The organism is Flavonifractor plautii ATCC 29863 (assembly GCF_000239295.1).
In the GTDB taxonomy this organism is placed as follows: Bacteria; Bacillota; Clostridia; order Oscillospirales; family Oscillospiraceae; genus Flavonifractor; species Flavonifractor plautii.
On record NZ_JH417849.1, the window covers coordinates 1 to 21679 of the forward strand.

At 58.5% G+C, this 21679-nt stretch carries 14 protein-coding genes and 1 pseudogene; 9 read left to right on the forward strand and 6 right to left on the reverse strand.

Annotated features, from left to right (window positions below):
- Window positions 1-257 precede the first annotated feature (257 nt).
- Window positions 258-1742 carry a flagellin N-terminal helical domain-containing protein gene (locus tag HMPREF0372_RS17350; RefSeq protein ID WP_007495380.1) on the reverse strand — a complete coding sequence of 495 codons (1485 nt, stop codon included), beginning with the start codon at window positions 1740-1742 and terminating at the stop codon, window positions 258-260.
- Between the two features lie 389 nt (window positions 1743-2131).
- Here HMPREF0372_RS17350 and HMPREF0372_RS17355 point away from each other — a divergent pair, with 389 nt between their 5' ends.
- From HMPREF0372_RS17355 to HMPREF0372_RS20950, 4 genes and pseudogenes are all read left to right on the forward strand, one after another.
- A complete protein-coding gene (locus tag HMPREF0372_RS17355) occupies window positions 2132-2530 on the forward strand; it encodes a bacteriohemerythrin (RefSeq protein WP_007495383.1) in 399 nt (132 codons plus the stop codon).
- Between the two features lie 110 nt (window positions 2531-2640).
- Complete coding sequence (locus HMPREF0372_RS20940; protein WP_230979323.1) at window positions 2641-3144, forward strand: zinc-ribbon domain-containing protein; 504 nt, start codon at window positions 2641-2643, stop codon at window positions 3142-3144.
- A 3-nt stretch (window positions 3145-3147) separates the two neighbouring features.
- Window positions 3148-3267, forward strand: a pseudogene (locus HMPREF0372_RS21140) (zinc-ribbon domain-containing protein); the annotation flags it as partial.
- A 36-nt stretch (window positions 3268-3303) separates the two neighbouring features.
- Window positions 3304-3777, forward strand: a complete 474-nt coding sequence (locus HMPREF0372_RS20950) for a zinc-ribbon domain-containing protein (RefSeq protein ID WP_007495385.1) — start codon at window positions 3304-3306, stop codon at window positions 3775-3777.
- Window positions 3778-3909: 132 nt separating this feature from the next.
- Here HMPREF0372_RS20950 and HMPREF0372_RS17365 read toward each other — a convergent pair whose 3' ends face one another.
- From HMPREF0372_RS17365 to HMPREF0372_RS17385, 5 genes are all read right to left on the reverse strand, one after another.
- Window positions 3910-5910 carry a methyl-accepting chemotaxis protein gene (locus tag HMPREF0372_RS17365; protein WP_007495387.1) on the reverse strand — a complete coding sequence of 667 codons (2001 nt, stop codon included), beginning with the start codon at window positions 5908-5910 and terminating at the stop codon, window positions 3910-3912.
- A 182-nt stretch (window positions 5911-6092) separates the two neighbouring features.
- The gene (locus tag HMPREF0372_RS17370) at window positions 6093-7133 is read right to left on the reverse strand and encodes a protein-glutamate methylesterase/protein-glutamine glutaminase (protein ID WP_007495388.1); all 1041 of its coding nucleotides are present in this window, start codon (window positions 7131-7133) and stop codon (window positions 6093-6095) included.
- A gap of 27 nt (window positions 7134-7160) precedes the next feature.
- On the reverse strand, window positions 7161-7982 hold the full coding sequence (locus HMPREF0372_RS17375) for a CheR family methyltransferase (RefSeq protein ID WP_155117053.1): 822 nt from the start codon (window positions 7980-7982) through the stop codon (window positions 7161-7163).
- Window positions 7983-8026: 44 nt separating this feature from the next.
- On the reverse strand, window positions 8027-8500 hold the full coding sequence (locus tag HMPREF0372_RS17380) for a chemotaxis protein CheW (protein WP_007495390.1): 474 nt from the start codon (window positions 8498-8500) through the stop codon (window positions 8027-8029).
- 15 nt (window positions 8501-8515) lie between these two features.
- Entirely contained in the window at window positions 8516-10567 is a 2052-nt protein-coding gene (locus HMPREF0372_RS17385; protein WP_007495391.1) for a chemotaxis protein CheA, read from the reverse strand.
- 154 nt (window positions 10568-10721) lie between these two features.
- Between HMPREF0372_RS17385 and HMPREF0372_RS17390 the strand changes: the two genes are divergently transcribed.
- The 5 genes from HMPREF0372_RS17390 to HMPREF0372_RS17410 all read left to right on the forward strand — a co-directional run bounded on the left by HMPREF0372_RS17390 (window position 10722) and on the right by HMPREF0372_RS17410 (window position 21634).
- Window positions 10722-12167: a hypothetical protein gene (locus tag HMPREF0372_RS17390; protein WP_226916116.1), complete on the forward strand. Its 1446-nt coding sequence runs from the start codon at window positions 10722-10724 to the stop codon at window positions 12165-12167.
- Window positions 12154-12483 carry an EscU/YscU/HrcU family type III secretion system export apparatus switch protein gene (locus HMPREF0372_RS17395; protein WP_024724904.1) on the forward strand — a complete coding sequence of 110 codons (330 nt, stop codon included), beginning with the start codon at window positions 12154-12156 and terminating at the stop codon, window positions 12481-12483. The genes HMPREF0372_RS17390 and HMPREF0372_RS17395 overlap by 14 nt, the downstream gene beginning before the upstream one ends.
- 7 nt (window positions 12484-12490) lie before the next feature.
- On the forward strand, window positions 12491-13075 hold the full coding sequence (locus tag HMPREF0372_RS17400) for a PilZ domain-containing protein (RefSeq protein WP_007495398.1): 585 nt from the start codon (window positions 12491-12493) through the stop codon (window positions 13073-13075).
- 28 nt (window positions 13076-13103) lie between these two features.
- Entirely contained in the window at window positions 13104-17981 is a 4878-nt protein-coding gene (locus HMPREF0372_RS17405; RefSeq protein WP_007495400.1) for an S-layer homology domain-containing protein, read from the forward strand.
- 80 nt (window positions 17982-18061) lie between these two features.
- Complete coding sequence (locus tag HMPREF0372_RS17410) at window positions 18062-21634, forward strand: S-layer homology domain-containing protein (RefSeq protein WP_230979324.1); 3573 nt, start codon at window positions 18062-18064, stop codon at window positions 21632-21634.
- The last annotated feature ends 45 nt before the right edge of the window (window positions 21635-21679 follow it).

Sequence of the window (21679 nt, forward strand, 5' to 3'; positions counted from 1 at the left end):
ACTGAGCCCGGCCCCCGCGGCATTGTGGCTGTGGTACAGGTTTGACCTCTTACTGGAGCAGATGCAGCACGCCCTTCGTCGGCGCGGACTTCGAATGACTTGCTTCGCCGCATGCGGCAAAGCTCGCTCTCTCCGCCGCGCCTCCTCTCCCCACCGAACCCGCTTCGCTGGGCTTCGGCGGGGGCCCCGCTGTGCCCCAGGGCGGGGCAGCACGGGGGTGGGCGGGGGCATGCAGCTACTCAAGCCAGCACCAGAGCTTACTGGAGCAGCTGCAGGACGCCCTGGGGCACCTGGTTAGCCTGAGCCAGCATGGCCTGGGCGGACTGGATCAGGATGTTGTTCTTGGTGTAGGCCATCATCTCGTCGGCCACGTCGGTGTCGCGGATGGTGGACTCAGCGTCCTGGATGTTCTCCTGCATGACGGACAGGTTGTTGATGGTGTGGTCCAGGCGGTTCTGGGTGGCGCCCAGGGTGCCGCGGACATCAGACACATAGTTGATAGCGGCCTTGATCTTATCCACGGCCGCCTTGGCGCCGGCCTGGGTGGAGATGTCAATATCGGCGATGCCCAGGGCCTTGGCGTGAGTGTCCGCAATGTTGACCTTCAACTGGTTGAAGTCGTCGCCGGTGTCGCCGATCTGGAGGGTCAGCGCGGTGCCGCCCTTCTTGACGGTGTTGTCCGCGTTGATCGTAATGCCGTTCTTGGCGGCGGCGGCGATCAGGGAGGCCTTGTCGCTGAAGGTGGCGCCGTCGGAGCCGTCCGCGCCGGAGGCGAAGGTGTACTTCATGCCGTCGATCATGACGAAGTCGCCTTCCTTGGCGGTGCCGGTCAGCTTGACCTTGGAGTCCACGCCCGTAACCGTCGGGGTGACGCCACCAAACTTGGGAGCCTTAGTAGGCACCTTGCCATCCTTGTCCTTATAGTTGATGGCAATGCCGGTAATGTTGGCCTGGCCAGCCTTGCCGCTCTCGGAAGCCGCACCGCCCTCTTTGGCCGTAAATGTAATGCCATTTGTACCGCTGGCCTTAATATCAAAGAGGCCGGACAGGGTGTCGTTGCCAGCCAAGGCATTTACAAACTGGCCGACAGACGCATTGGCGGCGAGATTATCCATGGTAACGGTGACGGTCTGCACCGTGCCCTCGGCGTCGCGGTAGGAAACCACGATATCGGCGCTGCCGCCGGTGGCAGTACCAGTGCTCTTGGTAAAGGCGGCCTTGTACGCGCCGGTCACAGCGGCAGTCGTACCGATGGGAGCGCCGCCGAACACGCCGGTGATGGTGGTGGCGTCAAAGGTCTTGGCGACGGAACCGGCGTCCATGGAGCCGTCCAGCAGCTTGATGCCGTTGAAGTTGGCGGAGTCGGCGATGCGGTCGATCTCGCTCTTGAGCTGCTCAACCTCCTTTTGCAGGTTGGCGCGGTCGGTCTCCACGTCGTAGGTGCCGTTGGCGGACTGGTCGGCCAGCTCCACCATACGGTTGAGCATGTCGTGGACCTCAGTCAGGGCGCCCTCGGCGGTCTGCACCAGGGAGATGCCGTCCTTGGCGTTCTTCTGAGCGGTCTCCAGGCCGGTGATCTGGGCGCGCATCTTCTCGGAGATGGCGAGGCCCGCGGCGTCGTCACCGGCGCGGTTGATCTTGTAGCCGGAGGACAGCTTCTCCAGGTTCTTGGACAGGGCGGAGGTGTTGTTGGTGTAGTTGCGGTAGGCGTTCATCGCCATAATATTGTGCTGAATACGCATGATGTCTTACTCTCCTTAACATTGTTCTCCGGGAGGTTCCTTCCTCCCGGGCCGCAGGGGTGGTGGGTGGCGCAGCCCGTAGCCGGCCGGGCAGGCCGCGCAGACCCGGAATCTATTTCAGACAGGGCAGCCCCGCCCGGGACAGCCTGTTTGAAATTTGGAGGAGGGAGGGCGGCGGTTTGGACTGAGGACGCCGCCCTCCAGTGCGTTGCACTATCTGTTTGATCGGTGCAAAGCTGGAATTATTAAGTCCTTTTTGAAAAAATTTTTGGAACCGCGGGATTTGTCTGGAAGGGGTTAATTTTTGAAACGGATGGACGATTTAAAAATATAAAGAGTATCCTCTAGTTCTATATGGATTCAATTTACTGGAAAGGAAGATTGTACCTATGCGTTATGAATTGACTCAGGACCTGCTGACCGGCAACCAGTTGATTGACAGTGAGCACAGACAGCTTTTTGACGCCATCAACGCCCTGCTGGACGCCTGTGCCCAGGGGGCCGGACGCACCAAGATCAATGAAACCGTGCAGTTTCTGAACAGCTATGTCAGCAAGCATTTCCGCGATGAGGAGCAGCTCCAGCTTCAAAGCAAATACCCCGGCTACAACGCCCACCACACCTTCCACGAGGGGTATAAGCGCGAATTGGCTGCGGCGGCCAACCAGATCAGCGCGGAGGGGCCCAGTGTGAAATCCCTGCATACCCTCAACACTCTGGTGGGCACACTGATTACACATATCCGCACCGAGGACAAGCGGGTTGCCCGCCACGTTAAGGGCGGCTGAGGCGGTGGGCGCCTGGGCAACGGCCGGGGACGCCCGCGGCGGCGGGGCGGCTTCTGCGGAAACCGTTTTCACTCCCTTTGCCCGCTGCCGCGCTAACGGAGGAGTACACCATGCGCGAAACACTGTTCGACTACTGTAAACGAACCGGGGAGCTGGAGCTGCTCCGGCAGTGGAATTCTGAGCGAAATGGAGCGCTTACCCCTGAGACGGTGAGCTATGGAAGTAAAAAGAAGGTGTGGTGGCGCTGTGGGAAAGGCCATGAGTGGCAGGCAGAAGTGACGAGCAGGACCAGCAACCACACAGGCTGCCCCTTTTGCAGGGGCGTCATGGCGTGGCCGGGAGAGACGGATTTTGCCACGCTATGGCCGGAGCTGGCCGCCCAGTGGCACCCGACCAGAAACGGAGCGCTCACCCCGAGCGAGGTACTCCCCGGCAGCCACCGGAAGGTGTGGTGGCGCTGCGAGAAGGGCCATGAGTGGCAGGCGGAGGTAAAGACAAGGGTAAACGGCTGCGGCTGTCCGGTCTGCGCCAACCGTAAGCTGGCGGAAGGGGAAAACGACCTGGCAACCCTGCGCCCTGAGCTGGCCGCCCAGTGGCATCCAACCCGGAACTGAAGCCTGACCCCCGGAGACCTTACGGCTGGTACCAGACGCAAGGTATGGTGGCGCTGCGACAAAGGCCATGAATGGCAGGCCAGTGTGCTGTCACGAACCAGTCTGGGAAACGGCTGCCCGGTCTGTGCCGGCAAGCAGATCATTCCGGGAGAAAACGATTTGGCCAGCCAGTTTCCCCAACTGGCCGCTCAATGGCATCCGGACAAAAACGGCGCCCTGAGGCCGGAGAATGTCTCACCCAACAGCAATCGAAAGGTCTGGTGGCTCTGTCCCCTGGGCCACGCGTGGAAGGCCACGGTGACCTCCAGGAGCAGGGAGGGGGCGGGGTGTCCCTTCTGCGCCGGGCGGAAGGTCTGGCCTGGCTTTAACGACCTGGAGACCGTGGAGCCGAAGGTCGCCGCCCAGTGGCACCCGACGCTGAACGGCCAGTTGACGCCCAGAATGGTGACGGCTGGGAGCCGGAGAAAGGTCTGGTGGCAGTGCCCGGAGGGACATGTGTGGAAGGCGGTCGTCTACTCCAGGGCTGGAAAACGAAAGTGCGGCTGTCCGGTCTGTGCCGGACGGATCAGCGAAGCGCGGATGAAGGCATACCGGCACATGGTGGGGGAACAGCAAGGGAAAACGGAGCGCTGAACGGCTGTTCACTGCACGGATAAGAAAGTAGGCAACAAAAAAGCTGCATGGAATTCAATTCCATGCAGCTTTTTTGTTGCGGGGACGCCTGGACTTTGGGAAGTCTGCTTTACGGCGGAAGGTCCCATCTGGTTACTGCGGAGGCTGAGCAGTACCGGTATCGTCCTTGCGGAAGGTGAATCCCCCGGTCAGCTCCTTTAGCAACTGAGCCTGCCCCGAGAGCTCCTCGCTGGCCGCAGCGCTCTCCTCTGCTGTGGCGGAATTCGTCTGTACCACACTGGAGATCTGGTCAACGCCCTCGGATACCTGGTTAATGGAGTGGGCCTCCGAGACAATGTTGCCGGCCACCTGGTCAATGAAAGCGACGGTATCCTGAACCAGACGGGTGGTCTCTTCCAGAACCGCGCTGACCTCCCCAGTCAACTGGCCGCCCCGCTCCACATTTTTGGTGGAGCGCTCGATCATCTCCTTGGTCTGCTTGGCGGCGTGGTCCGATTTGGCGGCCAGATTGCGCACTTCGTCGGCCACGACTGCGAAGCCCTTTCCGCTGGAGCCGGCCCGGGCGGCCTCCACCGCGGCATTCAGAGCCAGGATATTCGTCTGAAACGCAATGTTTTCAATTGTTTCAATGATTTGGCTGATCTCCTGGTGCCCCTTCAGAATATCGGACATGGCATCCGTCAGCGCAGACATCTTTTCATGGCTCACAGTCACCTTTTCGCCAGCCAGGCCGGACTTTTCCTTGACCTGGGTGGAGGCCTCGGCATTTTCCTGGGCTGTGCTGTCAATCTCGGATATGGTAGCGGAGAGCTCCTCCACCGCGCTGGCCTGCTCCGTGGCGCCCTGTGCGAGCGCCTGCGCGCCGGAGGATACCTGCTCGGCGCCGGCGGAAACCTGGTCCGCGGCCAGATTGATTTGCTGAAGCGTGTGACTGAGGTTGCGGTTGATGTTGCGCACGGAGGCCAGGATATTCGTATAGTCGCCCTGGTAGAGGTCATAATCCCTCGAACGGACATCAAAGTTCCCGTCGGCCATCTCCCCCAACAGGTAGCCAATATCACCGATCAGCTCCTGAAGCCGCGTGGTGATCTGCCGGGTAGTGAGCGAAAGGACACCGATCTCATCTCTGCGCTCGTAAGTGGGGACAGGGGAGGACAGGTCTCCCTGCTCCAGAAGCTGAAGGCGCTCGGCGCAGGCCCGGATCGGATTGCCGATCTCGCCCGCCATTCGAACCGCCAGAAGGATGGCAATGACCAGGATGACAATTAAAAGAATGGCGGTCAGAAGTGTGCTTGTATAGGTGGTGCCCAGAAAATCCTTAACGGGCGCGGTGACAGCGACGGTCCAGCCGTCGGTCTGGGGAACCGGGGCGTAGGCCAGATATTTCTGGGCGCCGCTTATCTCATAGCTGCCATAGCTGCTGTTCCCCGCCCGCATGTCCGCGTGCAGCGCCGCCAGGGCGGAGAGGGAGGAATCCTGTTGGGCCTCCTGCTCAATGTTCTGAACCGATACTGTGTCCAGCGTGGTGTCCGCAATCGTCGTACCAGTGGAGTCAATCATGTACGCGCCGCTGTTTTCGCTGATATGAATGGACTCCATGATGTCATTGAGGAAGGTTTCATGGGGCACAAAGTAGACTACACCGGCGACAGTGCCGCCCTCTATGCCGTTCAACCAGACAGGCGCGGCCACCATGATGGACAATTCCCCTGTAACTTTGCTTAGGGTTGGCACGGAGATACAGACCTCCCCCTGAACCGCCTGCTGGAAATACGCGCGGTCGGAGTAGCTGTTTCCGTCAAACAGGCTCCTGCCCGACAAATCCAGCAAATTGCCGCGCTCCATACCATAAGACTGAGCCCAGTGGTCTACAATCCGCTCCTTTTCAGTGACGGGAACGGCGCCGTCGCTGAGCTCTGGAACCATACCCAGGCCGCGAACCGCGTTTTGATAGGACAACAGCTCGTAGGAAACACGGGTGGCGGCGAGGGATGCGGTGGACTCCAGGCTTTGCTCCAGCATCGAATGGGAGCTGATGTAGTTGGCTGCAATTCCTACGCCGCCGCAAATCAGGGCCGCTGCTGCGGTCATTGCCAAAATGCGGACCAAGAGCTTTTGTTTGATGCTCCTCATGATAGATTACCCCCCTAAATATAAGAACCTATTTCACCAATCCAAAAGAAAAAGGATAGGCGCCAAACACAGACTGCTGGCCAATTGATTGGGCCCACGAAACTCGTTTGACACTTATCCCTTCTCTTCCTGCGCCTGCCTTTGCACAGCCAGTACAGGAAGCGATCCTTTTACTGAAATCATCAGCGGTTATTGAGGTGGTTCATCAGAACACTGGCGATGTTGTCGCAGGAGGCCTGAACCGTGACTGCTCCAATATCATGGGCCACCATTGGCATGCCGTAGACTACGCAGGAGTCCTTATCCTGGCCGATCGTGTACGCCCCGGCCTTCCGCATTTCCAGCAGGCCGCTGGCCCCATCCCGGCCCATCCCCGTCATGATGATACCAACCATGCGGCAGCGGACCGAGGCGGCCATTGAGGAAAAGAGGACATCCACCGAGGGCCGGTGCCCGCTCACCTTTTCGCCCGGAATACAGGAGAGTGTGTAGCGCGGGCCCATGCGCACAACCTTGGCCTGATAATCCGCAGGCGCCACAAGCGCCAGGCCAGGGCGGATTTCATCGCCGTTGACAGCCTCACGCACTTCCATTTGGCATAGACGGTTGAGGCGCTCGGCATACATCTTGGTGAACCCGACCGGCATGTGCTGTACGATCACCATGCCGGGAATGTTGGCCGGGAGCCGCCTGAGTACGTTCAGCGTGGCCTCTGTGCCGCCTGTGGAGGCGCCCAGACCGATGACGGTCTGCTCCGGCGCCCCATCGCCGCCAAAACGCAGCGGAGCGGCGGGGGCGGCAGGGTGGGGCAGGTTGGCACGGGATAACCTGGCATGGGAGGCCACAATAATTTTATGGGTCAGGGCCTGGAGGAAGGATTCCCGGCTCTCTACCGCGTCAGGCTTGCGCACAAAGTCCACCGCTCCCGCGGCCAGCGCATCAAAGACCCGCAGGTTAAGGGAGGAGACGAGGATGACGGGGAGAGGATGTGACGGAAGAAATTGCTTTAAAAAATCAATGCCGTTGATGCCGGGCATTTCCACATCCAGCGTCATTACATCAGGGGAGAGGTGCTGGAGTTTTGTCTTTGCATCCATGGCATTGACTGCATACCCCACCACCTCGATGCGGGGTGAGGCGGAAAGCCCCTGGATGATGACGCTGCGTGCCACAGCGGAATCGTCCACGACCAAAACGCGGATCTTTCGATTTGTGGTCTGCATAAGTACCGGAACCTTTCTTTGCGAGATTTACTGGTGCGTCCCGAGTGGAAGCTTTTGATAAACCGCCGGGGCGGCCGTTCGGAACAGCCGGGTCTGCCCCAGAGATTCGGAGTGACTGATAAACAGGTATCCGGTTGGATGCAGGGCATCGTAAAAGCGCCGGACCAGGGCGTCCCGGGTCGCCTGATCAAAATAAATCATCACGTTGCGGCAGAAAATTACATCAAATTTCAGCCGGAAGTGAATGGGGTCCATCAAGTTGAACGTGCGAAAAATAACATTCTGCTTCAGTTGGGGCGCCGCCGTATAGAGACAGGTGGCGTCATCCTTCACAAAATAGCGCTTGAGCCATTCACCGGGCATATCAGCGGGCAGCTTGTACTGCCCCGCCTTGGCCTTGGACAGGGCCTGCTGAGAGATGTCAGTGGCCAGAATCCGGGTGTCCCACTGGGATGCCTGGGGCCCAAAAAACTCTTTCAGGTAGATGGAGAGCGTATAGGGCTCCTCACCACTGGAGCAGCCCGCGCTCCAGATGGAGAGAACCCGGTCTTTCTGATGGCGGCGGGAGAGCTCCGGCAGTATCACATCGCGGAAAAAGGTAAAATGGTCGGGTTCCCGCATAAAAAAGGTATAATTCGTGGTCAGCTTATTGAGTACCAGCTCCAGATCAGCGGGGTCCTGCTTTTTGAGCAGGTGGTCCAGAAAGGCAGAGAAGTCCGGATACCCGCGCTCCCGAATGGAATGGGAAAGACGGCTGGTAATCAACTGCTTTTTTTTACTCAGGTCAATCCCGTAGTTATCCTGAATAAAGCGCACCATGCGCTGAAAATCAGCGTCTGAAACGGACATATCGCGAAACAGCATATTCAAAACAGGAGCCTGCACTTTCTGCCCTAAGGCTGGTTGAGAATTTGAGGACAGTCAAAGACCAGCATGGTCTGTTCCTCGGACAGAGAACACATGCCGGAAACCAGATTCCGGGTGTCCTGAGAGGGAGAGGGCAGAATCAGTGCTGTATCCACATCAATCATCTTCTGCACAGTGTCCACCAGAATACCTACCAAGGTGTCCTCAATGTTGAGAATGATGATACAGTTGTCACTCTGACTGGGCTGTCCCAGCAGCAGGCGGATGTCTACGATCGGGATGATCTGTCCCCGCAGGTTGATGATTCCCCGGATGTAATTTGGTACCAGGGGCAGCTTGGTAATGGCGTGGTTGGTAATAATCTCCACCACGTAATCTGCCGACACGCCGAAGAGCAGGTTGTCCGAGCAGAAGAGCAGATACTTCACCGTCTGGGCATCCAGTGCCGGGGCAGGTACGCCCTCCTCCGGTACGGCGTTGAATTGGTTATCCTGATCCATGGTTATAATGCCTCCTTAACGAAAGGGAGAGTAGAGATTGGCCACATCCAGAATAATGCTGATGTTGCCATCCCCCAGAATCGTGCACCCCGCGATGCCGCTGCGCTTGATGTTGAAGCTGTTTAGGTAGCTGGGCAGGGGCTTGACCACGACCTGCTGTTCGCCCAGCAGCTCATCTACAAACAGGCAGTAGGAGAGTTCACCGGCCTCCAGCCAGATCAGGATGCCGTCCTCTACCTGGGTGCATCCCTCCTCGATCTGATAGAGCTCCCGCATGCGCACCACAGGATAAAAGCTGCCCATACACTTGAAGATCTCTCCGCCGGCAGCGTCGTGTACCAGTTGATCGGAGTGAATTTTGAAGGACTGGCGGATATTGTGGATCGGGATGGTGAAAATCGAGCCTCCGACAGATACCTCCATACCGTCCATAATTGCCGTGGTCAGCGGGATTTTCAACGTGGTGGTCATGCCTTTGCCAAGCTCGCTGGTGAGAGAAACGGTTCCGCCTACCGCTTCCACGTTCTGCTTGACGACATCCATGCCGACACCCCGGCCGGAAAACTCTGTCACCTCGGTATTGGTGGAGAAGCCGGGAGACATGAGAAAGTTGAGGATTTCACGGTGGCTGTACTCCACATCGGGGGAGGCAAGCCCGTTTTTGACGGCCTTGCGCAATACGGCCTCATCGTTGACGCCCTGGCCGTCATCCCTGATCTCAATGATAACCTCGCTGCCGGTCTGCCGGGCGGAGAGAGTAATCTCACCAACGGGGTCCTTGCCCGCACGGATGCGGTCCTGGACATCCTCCTCGATACCATGGTCCATGGAGTTGCGGACAATGTGCATGATGGGGTCGCCGATGCTGTCCACAATGGTCTTGTCAATTTCCGTCTCCTCGCCCACCAGTGTGAGCTTGGCCTGCTTGTTGAGCTTTTTGCACATATCCCGCACGATGCGGTGCATTTTCTGGAAGGTGGCGGATACGGGAACCATGCGCAGGGACATGGACACATCCTGAAGCTCATCCGTGAGCTTGCGCAGCTGACGGGCGGATTTGGTAAACTCATCCAGGCGGAGACCCTTCAGTTCAGGGGAGGAGGTAACCATGGATTCGGTGATGACAATCTCGCCCACCACTGCGGAGAGCTGATCCAACTTGCTCAGGTTGACGCTGATCAGGCTCTCGCGGTGAGGCTGGGGTGCAGACTCGGCCTTGGGGGCCTCCCGGGAGGAAGCCGGGGCCGCCGGCTTTTCCGCCGGGGGGGACTGATGTTCCGGGGCGGCGGGTGGGGGCGCCTCCTGATCGATGGCCTGGTAGGTACGCACAGAGCCGGCGTTCGTGACTGCATGGATTGCAGCATCCCGCTGTGCCTGATCCCGGAAATAGAGCGTAAAGCCGGAGTCCACGATCTGCGCCGCGGTGTCGGGATTGTGCTCCACATCGGCGGGAAGGTATTGGAAGCTATCCTCGGAGCCGCCGTCGCGGATTGTGCTCACAAGCATAAATGCCCGCAGGTTCTCCATGCCGGCACCCTCGTCAAAGAAGATCTGGAGAGCATAGGGGAAGCCGGGGACGGCTGTCGGACCGGAATCCGCCGGGGCCGGCGCCTCCGGCGCGGCCGGCGGAACCTCGGCCGGCGCAGCGGCGGCGCCATTTTGAATTTGCTGAATAAAACTATTAACTTTTTGGAGAAGACTGTCGATCGTCTGAGTGAGAGGTTGTCCGTTTTCAATGCGCTCAATTTCCCCGCGGAAAAAGTCGATGATCTGGAACAGCAGGTCGAACAGGGCGGGGCGCAGCGCCTCCGGGACAATCTCCATCGATTTGTCACGGACAATGGCAAACAGATCCTCCGCCCGGTGTGCGATTGTCATCAGGGAGCTGTATTCCATCATGGCTGAAGAGCCCTTGATGGTGTGCATGATGCGGAAGATCGTGTTGACATCCTCTTCGGAAAAGCTGTCCTTTTCCTCGGCGGCCAAAACAAGGCTGTCAAGCTGCTCCAGCAGGGAATTGGTTTCGAAAAGGTATGCCTCTAAAATGCTGTCGTTTCCATTGCCCATCGGTACATCCTTCCTTTGCGTTGAACTTCTGATGTTCCGATCGACAGGATTGGCCAAAAAATAAGAGCAGAACGCGAAAAAGATACATGGAGTGGAATCCGGCCGCATTGCCACCCTCTCCAGGAATGAGATTTTAGAAAAGGGTGATTTGCACGTGGCGAATTTAGTGGGCGTGACCAATCCGGTTCCCAATTATGACGCCTCAAATAACAACCGCACACTGCCGGCAGCTCCAAAGCCAAGTGACACCCGGATTCAGAACATCCCGGACCCCAGCCGGGTGGGCCGGCCGGACGCCCGTACCGATCAGCAGGGGGCCAATGATGCGCTGAACTCCGGTGTGCTGCGCTATGATTCCAACCTTCAGTTTTTCCTGCAGCAGATGCGGGATATGCCGGAGTTGGGGGCGGAACTGTCCAAGCTGGTCACACTGATGCAGGGATTGGTAACCACGCCCGGCTTGGCGGCAGGTGTGACAGAAGAGTTATCCGGATTTCTGGAACTGCTTAAAATGGACCCCGATGCGTTCCGACAGTTTTTTCAGACGCAGATGGAGGCAGGCAACCGATTTGCAGGGCCCCTCTTCTCCCTGCTGAGGGAGGTTTATCAAAAGACGCCCGGCGACACCGTGCGGGGGGCAATTCTGAACTTTGCCAAACGCTACAGTGATTTTTCCGCCACGGGTCACATTGGACGCAGCATGCTCTCCCTGCTCCGGCAGCTTTCGGACTATCTGCCCCAGAGTTGGAGGGGACAGTTGGCTGAGCTGACGGGAAAGCTGGAAAACGGCCTTCAGGCCGGGGCGCGGGCGGAGAATTTAGAGCTGCTGCAGGGACAGATTCTGCCCTACCTGGGTTCTTATATCAAGCGTTATCACGATATGGGAACAGCACGGACGCTGCTTGGGATGCTGATGCTGCATATGGCCCGCTATGAAAACGGCGCGGAGGAGGGGGTCATGCTGGCGTTCCGGCAGTTGGGCGGCTATGGAGATACCCTGGCCGGTCTCAATCAGTTGGACGATCAGACGCTGTGGAAGCTGCTCCGGGAGAACCAGTTTACCAAGGCCGCCCAGGCGGATACATTTACGGAGCAGCTGGCCCGGACGGCGCAGCGGGCGCTGCAGGGAGAGTACGGCACGGATCTGCGGGAGGCGTTTCAGGAGATCGTGCGGTCCATGCTGCTCAATGAGAGCGTATTCCTCCCGCTGCACCATACCATTGTCCCGCTGGAGTGGGAGGGCAGGCGGATGTACTCGGAGTTATGGGTGGACCCGGACGCGGAGGAGCGGGAGGAGGCCCGGGATGGGCGCGGGGACGGACATAAGATCCAGTTCCTGTTCAAGATGGATCTCCCCTCAGTGGGCTTTTTGGAGATGACACTGGGGGCCGGAAAGGAGCAGGTGGATGTGAGTGTCTACGGCCCGGACAGTGTGACAGCCCACAGCGGCCTGATTGCGGAGGATTTAGGGCAGATTCTGGCCGATCACGGCCTGAAGGGGAGAAGTGTCCAGGTACAGAAGCACACCCGTCCGCTGACGCTGACGGAAGTATTTCCGGGACTGTTTGAAGGGGAGCGCGGTATCAATGTCAAAATCTAAACAGGGCGGCTCCGGGCGCGCGGTGGCCCTGCAATATGGCCCGGGCAGTGGTGCGCCGGTGATTGTGGCGTCCGGCATGGGCCACCTGGCCGAGCGGATTGTAGAAGTGGCGGTGGACAGCGGCGTTCCCGTCTATGAGGACAATTCCCTGGCGACCATTCTGTCCCAGATGGAGCTGGGCAGGGAGATTCCGGAGGAGCTCTATCAGGCCATCGTGGACATTTACATTTACTTTTTGCAGTTCGACCCGTCGGACCCGGAGAAATACCGCCGGGAGCGCCGGGAACGGCTGGAGGCGAAGCAGGCAAAGGAGTGAGCATGCGATGAGCTATAAATACATGCTGCTGGACAGCCGGGGAGCCCCGGTGGCCCAGGGGGTTTCCGAGGATGGACCGGAAAAAAACGTTTGGCAGCTCCGGATCGCCCACGGGGATATCAAGCGGGTGCTGGGGCATGAGTACATCAGCCTGGTGGGAACCTCGGAGCAGTTCCCGGCGATGGAAGGGCGGATTGTCCGGTGCCGGGATAATCTCGTCTCGGTAGAGTCGGTGCGCATGTTGGGGGAGGAGGTGCGCCGCAACCTGCGCATGCCGGTGCGGTTTGAGAGCTTCCTCTATCCGGTGAGCGGCCGGTGGCGCGGGCGGATGCCGGTATTGAGCAACGATCTGAGCTGCGGCGGAGTGGCCTTTTTCTGCGCCCGGAAGCTGGAGGTGGACGAGGTAGCCGAGATTGTAATCCCGGTTACAGCAGAGCCGCTGGTACTCAGGGTAAAGATTTTACGCGAGCGGCCCTCTCCGGAGCCGATTCCTCTCTATGCGGCGGAGTTTGTTGATATGCTCCGTGAGGAAGAAAATATGGTCTGTGAGGCCGTGTTCAGCCTTCAGTTCCGGCATACGGCAGAAATGTAAGCAGAGCAAGAGAAAGGATGGCGAAACGATGATGAACCTCTGGAAGGGAACTGTGCGCCGTGTAGGCGCCACCCTGCTGGCATGCGTCCTGCTGCTGGGGCTGCTCCCGCAGCTGCCCCGCCAGGCCGGGGCAGCCTATACAGACTCCTATTTGCAGCAGATGGTGGATTGGGGCTTTATGCGGGGGGATATATCGGGGAACCTCCGACCGGACAACCCCATTTCGCGGGCGGAGTTTGTGACGGTGATCAACCGGGCGCTGGGCTATGAGAAGCTGGGGGGCGATCCCTTCCAGGATGTGCCGGATTCCGCCTGGTATGCGGAGGATGTGGATATCGCCTATACGGAGGGCTATATTTCCGGCACGTCCAAGACCACCTTTTCCCCCGACAGCAGCATTACCCGGGAGGAGGCGGCCATTATCCTCACCCGAAATCTGATGCTGCAGCCGGATACCGGCGAGAACACCAGCTTTACCGACAGCCGGGAGCTGAGCGAGTGGAGCCGGGGCTATATTGCCACGGCAGCCCGGTACGGCCTGGTGAACGGCTACCCGGACGGCAGCTTCCGCCCCAAGAACCCGATTACCCGTGGAGAGGCGGCGATCCTGGTGGTAAAGGCTGTGGGCACCCCGGTGCAGACAGCCGGAGTCCACAGCCTGGGGAGCACCTGGGGCAATGTAACCATTACGAGCTCCGGCGTCACCCTGAGGGATACCGTGGTGGGCGGCAACCTCTACATAACGGGCGGCGTGGATCTGGGCGAGATCACGCTGGAGAATGTGACCGTGCTGGGGGAGATCGTCATCAGCGGCGGCGGCGTGAGCGAGGGCGGAGACGACAGCATTGTGCTGCGCAATGTGAATGCGCCCAAGCTGATTGTGGACAACATCCCCAACCAGCAGATTTCCATCCGCGTGGAGGGCGACGGGGTCATTGAACATACCAGCGTGCGCACCGACGCCTATCTGGACGACCGCACCCCCGCGGGGTACGGCCTGAGCAAGATCGCCCTGGAGGGGGAGGACGGCCTTTCCCTCAACCTGGCGGGCAATGTCAAGGAGGTCACGAACCTGACGCCCAAGTCCAGCATTGGCGTCGCCAGCGGACATGTGGATACCATCAACGTGGACGAAAAGGCCACGGATTCGACCCTGAACATTGCCTCGGGCGCTGAGGTGGACAACGTGAACCTGGACGTGGCCACCTCCGTGACCGGCGACGGGGACATCGGCCACCTGACCGTCAACGCCCCGGGCAGCACGGTGACGATGTTGCCGGATCAAATCACCATCCGGCCCGGCGTGGAGGCCACCATCGACGGGGAGAAGATGGACAGTGAAGCGGCGGCGGAGTCCTCGGCGGACCCAAGGCTGCTGGCGGGCTACCCGGAGGTCACGGATCTGGCGCCCACTAGCGCCACCGCCCGGTTCAGCGCCAATAAGAAGGGTACCGTCTATTGGGCGGTCACCTCGGTGACCGACGGCTCCGTGGGGGTGGACGATTTGCTCAACCCCTCGTCCTACAGCCCCAAGGTTGTCAAGAGCGGCACCCTGAGCCTGACCGGCTCCAGCCAGCCGGGCAGCGTCAAAATCAGCGGCCTGACCTCCGACGGCTCCTATTACCTGTCCGCCGTCTTTGTGGACGCGCGGGAGGAGCGGAGCCCGCTGAAGGTCATCTCCTTTACTACGCCGGACAACACCGTGCCCAATTTCGCCTCCGGTTACCCCTATATGTCCAAAATCACCAGCACCTCCGGGCAGGTGACGACCATGGCCACCAAGTCCTGCCGGCTGTACTGGGCGGTGCTGCCCAAGGGGGCGTCCGCCCCCACGGCCAACGACTTTAAGGCCAACGCCGTCAGCGGCAATCTGGGCTTTGGAACCCTCGATGTGACCAAGAACGTCTCCAATACATTTGACGTGAACAACGTCCCTCTGGAGGAGCTGGAGTCCTACGACCTGTACCTGTGGCTCACCGACGTGGACGGTGGGCAGAGTTCCGCCGTCAAAAAGGTGTCCTTTACCACCGTAGACGGTACACCGCCCCGCTTCAATACCAACCCTACAGTAAATAAGGTGAATGCCACCTCTGTGGGGCTGTATGCCAACCTGAACGAGGCGGGCACTCTGTACTGGGTGGTGGTGAAGGAGGGGGAGGAGTACCCCAAGCCCCTGGCCGGACAGTCCGGAAAGGTGGATTTGAGCAGCGACAACGCCAAACTCCAGGTGTCGGCCGGTATGAACGCACTCAAGAACGGGAAGGTTACCATGACCGAGGGGAAGGACGTCTCCTTCACCGTCAGCGGCCTGGAGAAAGAAACTGCTTACGACCTCTATTATGTGGCCCAGGATAAGGCGGGAAACTACTCGGAGACGGTGGGAAAGATTACGATTCATACGCTGGATCCCAATGCGCCCACTGTAACCCAGGAGTTCACCAAGTATAACGGAACCGACTCCACTACCCCCCTGCCCAATACCGATGTCCGGCTGGTGTTCAGCGAGGGGATTCAGGACGCGGGGACGAACCAGAACCTGTATGAGCTCTATCAGAAGGTGGCGGCTGGCACCGAGCCGAAGTCAAAGCTGGCCGGGCTGCTGCGGGACAGCATCAAGCTCTACCAGGACACGGGAAACGGCCCGGCCACTCAGGTTGTGGATTACAAGGATGACAAGGACAACTGGACGATCAATTACGAGAATGTGGTGATCAAGCAGGAGGATGGCAAGACGGTGGTCGTGTTCCCGGGTTCGGGCGGAAGTGCCGATGCCGCCCTCAACCTCCAGAGCGGTGCGACTTATTACTTTGAGATTGAGGCCGGAAAGATCGCGGATACCTCTGAGAGTAAGAATGTCATGGGTAAGGTGACTCTGGACAAGTTTACAACGGTATTTGCCCAGGTAAATATTTCCACTGTCAACCAGGCTGAAATCACGGTCGGATCGGGTCCCGATAATAAGAAAACGGTTAATGCGGTATGGAAGCTGGACCCTGTGACCACAGATAAAGTAGGCGACTTCATTGATTGGGATATGCTCATTTGGACGGATACCAATCTGAGCTTTAACCTCTATCGGAGCACCGACGGAGGTCCGTGGGAGCAGTTGAACAAGAAGGGCGAAGTTACAATTACGCTTTCCTCTGCAACTGAAGGCTTTCTGGGCGTCAGTCTGACCAAGGATTTCTTGAAGGTGGGCGAAACGATGACCGATTTTGACCCGCTCAACGAACTCAAGGAAGGACAGACCTACGAGTACGCCATGGAATTTACCAGCGTGAACGGGGAGAGGGACAAGCAGGCGTGGAACGGACGGGTCAATATCCGCGTCAACGTGGTGGCGGGAAAAGACAATGATCTGCGTATGATGGCGACATCGGTGACGGAACAAAACTGGATGGACACAGTGGTAAACGGCGATCTCACAGACATTGGGCTGCCGAAAGACTTTACGTTGAAAGTGCCCTTCAGCGACCAGAGTATCCCGGAGTTTACAAGCGGATACCCCAAGTTTACTCCTGGTGCGACCGATGCACAAATGGAGCTGCTGCTGAACCGGCCGGGTACGGTCTACTATGTAGTGGCGCCGAAAGGGGATATCCTGACAACGGACAAGGACGGCAATAACTATAAGGATGAGTCTCACTATTCCAGCATCCCTATAGAAGGCAACAGTACAATTCCTATGCCCTCTTTCAATCAGCCGCAGGTCATGGATATTTTGAATCCGGAGAAGAGTTACAGTAAAAATCCCAGTATCAAGTATGACAATACTGCATGCCAGTCCAGCGTGGTAAAGCTTTCGGTGGAGGATCTGTCTCCACAGACAGACTATATCGTTTACTTTGTCATTCAGAATACGGCGCAGAACTATTCTGAGGTACAGTGTTACCGGTTTACCACGACAGATGTGGGGACGCCCTATATTACGTTGAACAACCAGAGCCCGGATGTACAATTTAAAACCTCGGAGAGCTCGGAGCTGAATTATGTTCTGGTGGCATATAATCAGATTCCCGATTTTCTGAAAGGAGAATTTGCCACTGAGGCCAATATGGACCGAGAAGATTTAAAGAAGTTCCAGAGCTCTGGCTTGAATCAGGATATGACTATCCTTGAGGCGCTGATTAAAACGGTGAGTCAGGGAAGCGGAAATGAAGGGCCCTCTGTCTTTGATATGTATGCAAAGGCATCTCTCCGCGACCGTGTTGGGAAATTGATTCGGCGAAATCAATCCGGCGACAGCATGACAACGGTGGCGTCCGGCCCAATAAGCCTGGAGAAAAATGTACCGCAGGTAAAGCAGTTTGAGCAGTACATGAACATGAATACACTCTATTACTGTCTCGCGGTTGCCCGGAACAAGGACGGCACGGAGGATGGCTTTAAGGCGATCGGCGGGGTCAATATCCCGGACAATGATCCGCCGGTTCTCACCGTAACGGGTGGAAAGGCCAACCCTACGGATAAAGGCTGGTCGGGAACCGTGACGCTTTCGTTCAGTGAAAATCTGTATTGGCTCAGCGAGGACCGGCAGACGCTCAAGGAGGTCTGGACCAAGAAGCCTGAAAATGCAACCCAGGGCCAGAAGGCGGTCTATATTCTGGACGAGGCCTTCGGCATCGGCGGGAGTGCGGCGAAAAAGCTGAAACTGGCGAGCGGGGCTCTCGCCTCCCCGAGCGGCACATTCACATTCAGCTATGAGGGAGTCGTGGAGGGAGACACGCTGGTGTTCTTTACCACCGGTTACGCCAGCGATATGAACATGAACGGACGTGGGATGGAAGCAAAGACAAAAACAATCCTGACCTATGTGACAGAGGCAGGCGGCACCGGGCAGTTCCTGACAAACGGACGTTTTGTCATTACGCAAGGTGCGATTGAGGGGGATTCTCCCACTACGTAGCCGCGAATCATGTTGGAAAGCAGGGGACGGGCAGACCCTGCCCGTCCCCTGCTTTCCAGAGAACAAAGGAGTGATTTTCCGTGAAAAAGAAGGTGGGGGTAAGGGTGCTTTCCCTCCTCCTTTCCTGTGTTTTGTTGGGGACAATGCTCCCGGCGGCGGTGGCTTCGGCTGATCCGGCGGATCCAACCTATTCCATCACGGTAGCGCCGCCGAGTATTGACCTGGTGGAGGGCGACGAGGGGGAGCTTACTGCCAAAGTAGTATCAGAGTCGACAGATGGAACCAAGACCGAACTTGACGATGCAGGCTTGGCGGTTGCGGGGCTGTCGATCCGCTGGGAGAGCAAAGACAAAGGGCGGGTAAGTGTGGAGTCCCCGAATACGCTGACCACCAAAGTGATGGCCGTAAAAACAGGGGAAACGACCGACGAAAAAAAGGTTACCATTACTGCCTATCTGAACAGTGGGACAGATGATATCGGCAAGGCAAGCTGTGAGATCACGGTAAAACCGGCGGTCACTCCTGGAATATCCATTGACCCGCCTGCCGTTACGGAGATTGATATTGGGCAGACCCTCCAACTCACCGCCAAGGTTACACCGGAGGGGGCCCCTTTGACCTGGAGAAGCGAAAGCCCCTCGGTTGCCACCGTGAACAGCGCTACGGGTGAAGTCAAAGGCGTGGCCCCCGGCAAGGCCGTCATCACGGCGATTTCGGGAAGCAATACGGACACCTGCGAGATCACAGTAAAGGGTATCCTTCTGGATGAAACCTCTCTGACCATGAACGAGCGGGACACCCACACGCTGAAAGCGAATCCGTATGGCTCGCTGGGGACGTTGAAGTGGACAAGCAGCAAACCGGAAATCGTCACGGTCACCGGGGACGGCTACCTCTATGCCAAGGCCCAGGGCGACGCGGTGATTACAGTTTCCGATGCCAGCGGGAATTACCAGGCCGCCTGCTCCGTCACTGTCAAGCGCAACACCGCTGATATCATTTTCGGCTCGGCGGGGGCGGGGGAGCCGCTGGCCTTCTCCTCCCTTCGCTCCAAACTGCAAAACCAGTGCAGCAGCGTGTTGGGAAGCTCTCTGCGCTACATCAGCGGACTGACAGTGGACACCCGGCAGGGTACGCTCTACTACCAGTACAAATCTGAGGGAGATACCGGAAAGGGCGTGGGCACCGGGGAACAATATTATGCCGATCCGTCTCTGGGGCAGATGTCCCTCTCGGAGCTGTATTTTGTGCCGAAGCCGGATTTCAGCGGAACCGCCGTTATCCACTATACCGGCTATGCCAGCGGGAGCTCCTTTTTCCAGGGGACGATTGAGGTCACGGTGGAGGAGCAGGAGGATGTCTCCTACTCCGTGGCCGGACAGCAGCCCCTCTCACTGAACGCGGATGACTTTAACCGGATTTGCCGCAGCCACACGGGCCGGGAATTGAGCTATGTCATCTTTTCCCAGCCGGACAGCGGCCGGGGGACACTGTATTACAACTATATCTCCGAGCAGAATTACGGCAGCAAGGTGGACACCTCCAAGCAGTATAAGCGCAGCGGGAGCCCCAACCTGTCCGACATCACCTTTGTGGCTGCCGCAGGCTACCGGGGAGAGGTGGTGATCCCCTATACCGGCTATGACAGCAACGGAAGCTCCTTCCGCGGACGCATTACCATCCGCGTCTCTCAGGCTCAGAACACCGGGGATCTCACCTACACCATTGCCCAGGGCGGCAAAGTGACCTTTGATGACGACGATTTTAACGACCTGTCCAAGGCTGTGACGGGCTACCCCCTGGATTACGTGCAGTTTGAGCGGCCGGATTCCTCCAAAGGGGCGCTTTACTACGACTACTCCAGCAATGGCAGCTATGACAGCCAGGTGACGGAGGGACGCAGCTACTACCGTTCCTCCTCCCCCTATCTCCGGCGAGTTACATTTGTAGCGGGGAAGGATTATTCCGGCACGGTTCATATCCCGTTTACCGGCTGGGACACCAAGGGCAACCGCTTTTCCGGCACAGTGGCGGTGGAGGTGGGGCGCACGGGTGACGGCGATGTGCGCTACTCCACCTACCGGAACGGACGGATCACCTTTGATGACGGCGATTTCAATACCCTGTGCCGGGAGCTGACCGGCACTACGCTGAACTATGTGCGCTTTGAACTCCCGGACGCTTCGGAGGGGACGCTGTATTACAATTACAGAAACGGCAGCTACGACAGCAAGGTATCCGAAAGCCGGAACTACTACCGTTCCAGCAGCCCCTATGTGGACCGGATTACATTTGTCCCCAAGAAGGACTTCTCCGGCACCGTAGACATCCCGTTTACCGGCTGGAGCTCCGCGGGAGAGAAATTCTATGGAACGGTAATCATCGGCGTGGACAGCGGCGACACAACGATACGCTATCAGACTAAACATGGAAAGCCTGCCGCATTCGCGGACGGGGACTTTGACGATTTGTCGGAGCTGCTGACCGGAGAGCACCTGAACTATGTGCGGTTCCAACTGCCGGACTCCGGCGAGGGCACTCTCTACTACGACTACGATGACGGGAAATACGCCAGCAAGGTGTCCGCCAGCCGGAATTACTACCGCTCCAGCAGCGCCTATTTGGACCGGGTCTCCTTCGTTCCGGACGAAAATTTTTATGGTACGGTGAAAATCGGCTTTACCGGATGGAACACAAAGGGGGAGCGCTTTGAGGGCACCATCGAGATTACAGTGGAAGAACCGGCCGGCGCCAGCGAAATTGTATATACCACCCTGGGGACGGCGCTGCCCTTCCGTAGCCAGGACTTTCGTACCGCCTGCGCCGCACGCGGAGAGGGCGAGCTGCGGGAGGTGCGCTTTACCTCCCTGCCCTCCGGGAGCGCGGGGCGGCTGTACTACAACTACCGGGATATCAGCGAAAAGGGGACCGAAGTGCGCACCGGTACCCAGTACACCCCGGACGGCAGTCCGAACCTCTCAGATCTCACTTTCCTGCCCAAAGCGGGCTTCACAGGCAGCGTCCAGATTGGCTATGAGGGCACGGACAGCCGTGGAAAGACCTTCCGTGGGCAGATCCGCATCCAGGTAAATCAGGGATCGGGCTCCCGTTACTTCCAGGATATGGGCAGCTATGCCTGGGCTGCGCCCTATGTGGACCTGCTGTATGAGGCCGGCGTAATCACTGGTACCGGCGGCCAGCGCTACCGCCCCGCCGACGCGGTGAGCCGGGGGGATTTCATGCTGATGCTCTACCGGGCGTTCCAGCTTACCCCGGCCAGCGGCTCCGGGTTCCCCGACGTTCCGCCGGGCAGCTACTACGCCCAGGCAATCCAGGCGGCACGGGCCGCCGGGATCGCCAGCGGCTATCCGGACGGGGGCTTCCATCCCCAGGAGCCTGTCACCCGGCAGGATGCCATGGTGCTTCTGGAGCGCACCATGCAGGCCACGGGCTGGAGCCTCGGGGCAGCGAATACCGGCTATCTCTCCGGATTCCGGGACGGCGGAATGGTGGCGCCCTATGCGCAGGAGGCCATGTCCCATATGATAGAGTATGGTATCATCACCGGTACGCCGGAACAAAAACTGAATCCCATACAGTCGATTTCACGGGCGGAAATGGCGGTTATGCTCGCGCGTGCAATCACTTTCTAAAAGAATTCAAAGGCCCCCCGGCCATAGTGGAAACACTATGGCCGG

Bases quoted from the DNA above. Each gene is read 5' to 3' on its own strand.
- HMPREF0372_RS17370 (WP_007495388.1), bottom strand. From the start codon at position 7,133: ATGCAGACCACAAATCGAAAGATCCGCGTTTTGGTCGTGGACGATTCC.
- HMPREF0372_RS17350 (WP_007495380.1), bottom strand. From the start codon at position 1,742: ATGCGTATTCAGCACAATATTATGGCGATGAACGCCTACCGCAACTAC.
- HMPREF0372_RS17400 (WP_007495398.1), top strand. From the start codon at position 12,491: ATGAGCTATAAATACATGCTGCTGGACAGCCGGGGAGCCCCGGTGGCC.
- HMPREF0372_RS17395 (WP_024724904.1), top strand. From the start codon at position 12,154: ATGTCAAAATCTAAACAGGGCGGCTCCGGGCGCGCGGTGGCCCTGCAA.
- HMPREF0372_RS17405 (WP_007495400.1), top strand. From the start codon at position 13,104: ATGATGAACCTCTGGAAGGGAACTGTGCGCCGTGTAGGCGCCACCCTG.
- HMPREF0372_RS17365 (WP_007495387.1), bottom strand. From the start codon at position 5,910: ATGAGGAGCATCAAACAAAAGCTCTTGGTCCGCATTTTGGCAATGACC.
- HMPREF0372_RS17380 (WP_007495390.1), bottom strand. From the start codon at position 8,500: ATGGATCAGGATAACCAATTCAACGCCGTACCGGAGGAGGGCGTACCT.
- HMPREF0372_RS20940 (WP_230979323.1), top strand. From the start codon at position 2,641: ATGCGCGAAACACTGTTCGACTACTGTAAACGAACCGGGGAGCTGGAG.
- HMPREF0372_RS17385 (WP_007495391.1), bottom strand. From the start codon at position 10,567: ATGGGCAATGGAAACGACAGCATTTTAGAGGCATACCTTTTCGAAACC.
- HMPREF0372_RS17355 (WP_007495383.1), top strand. From the start codon at position 2,132: ATGCGTTATGAATTGACTCAGGACCTGCTGACCGGCAACCAGTTGATT.
- HMPREF0372_RS17375 (WP_155117053.1), bottom strand. From the start codon at position 7,982: ATGTCCGTTTCAGACGCTGATTTTCAGCGCATGGTGCGCTTTATTCAG.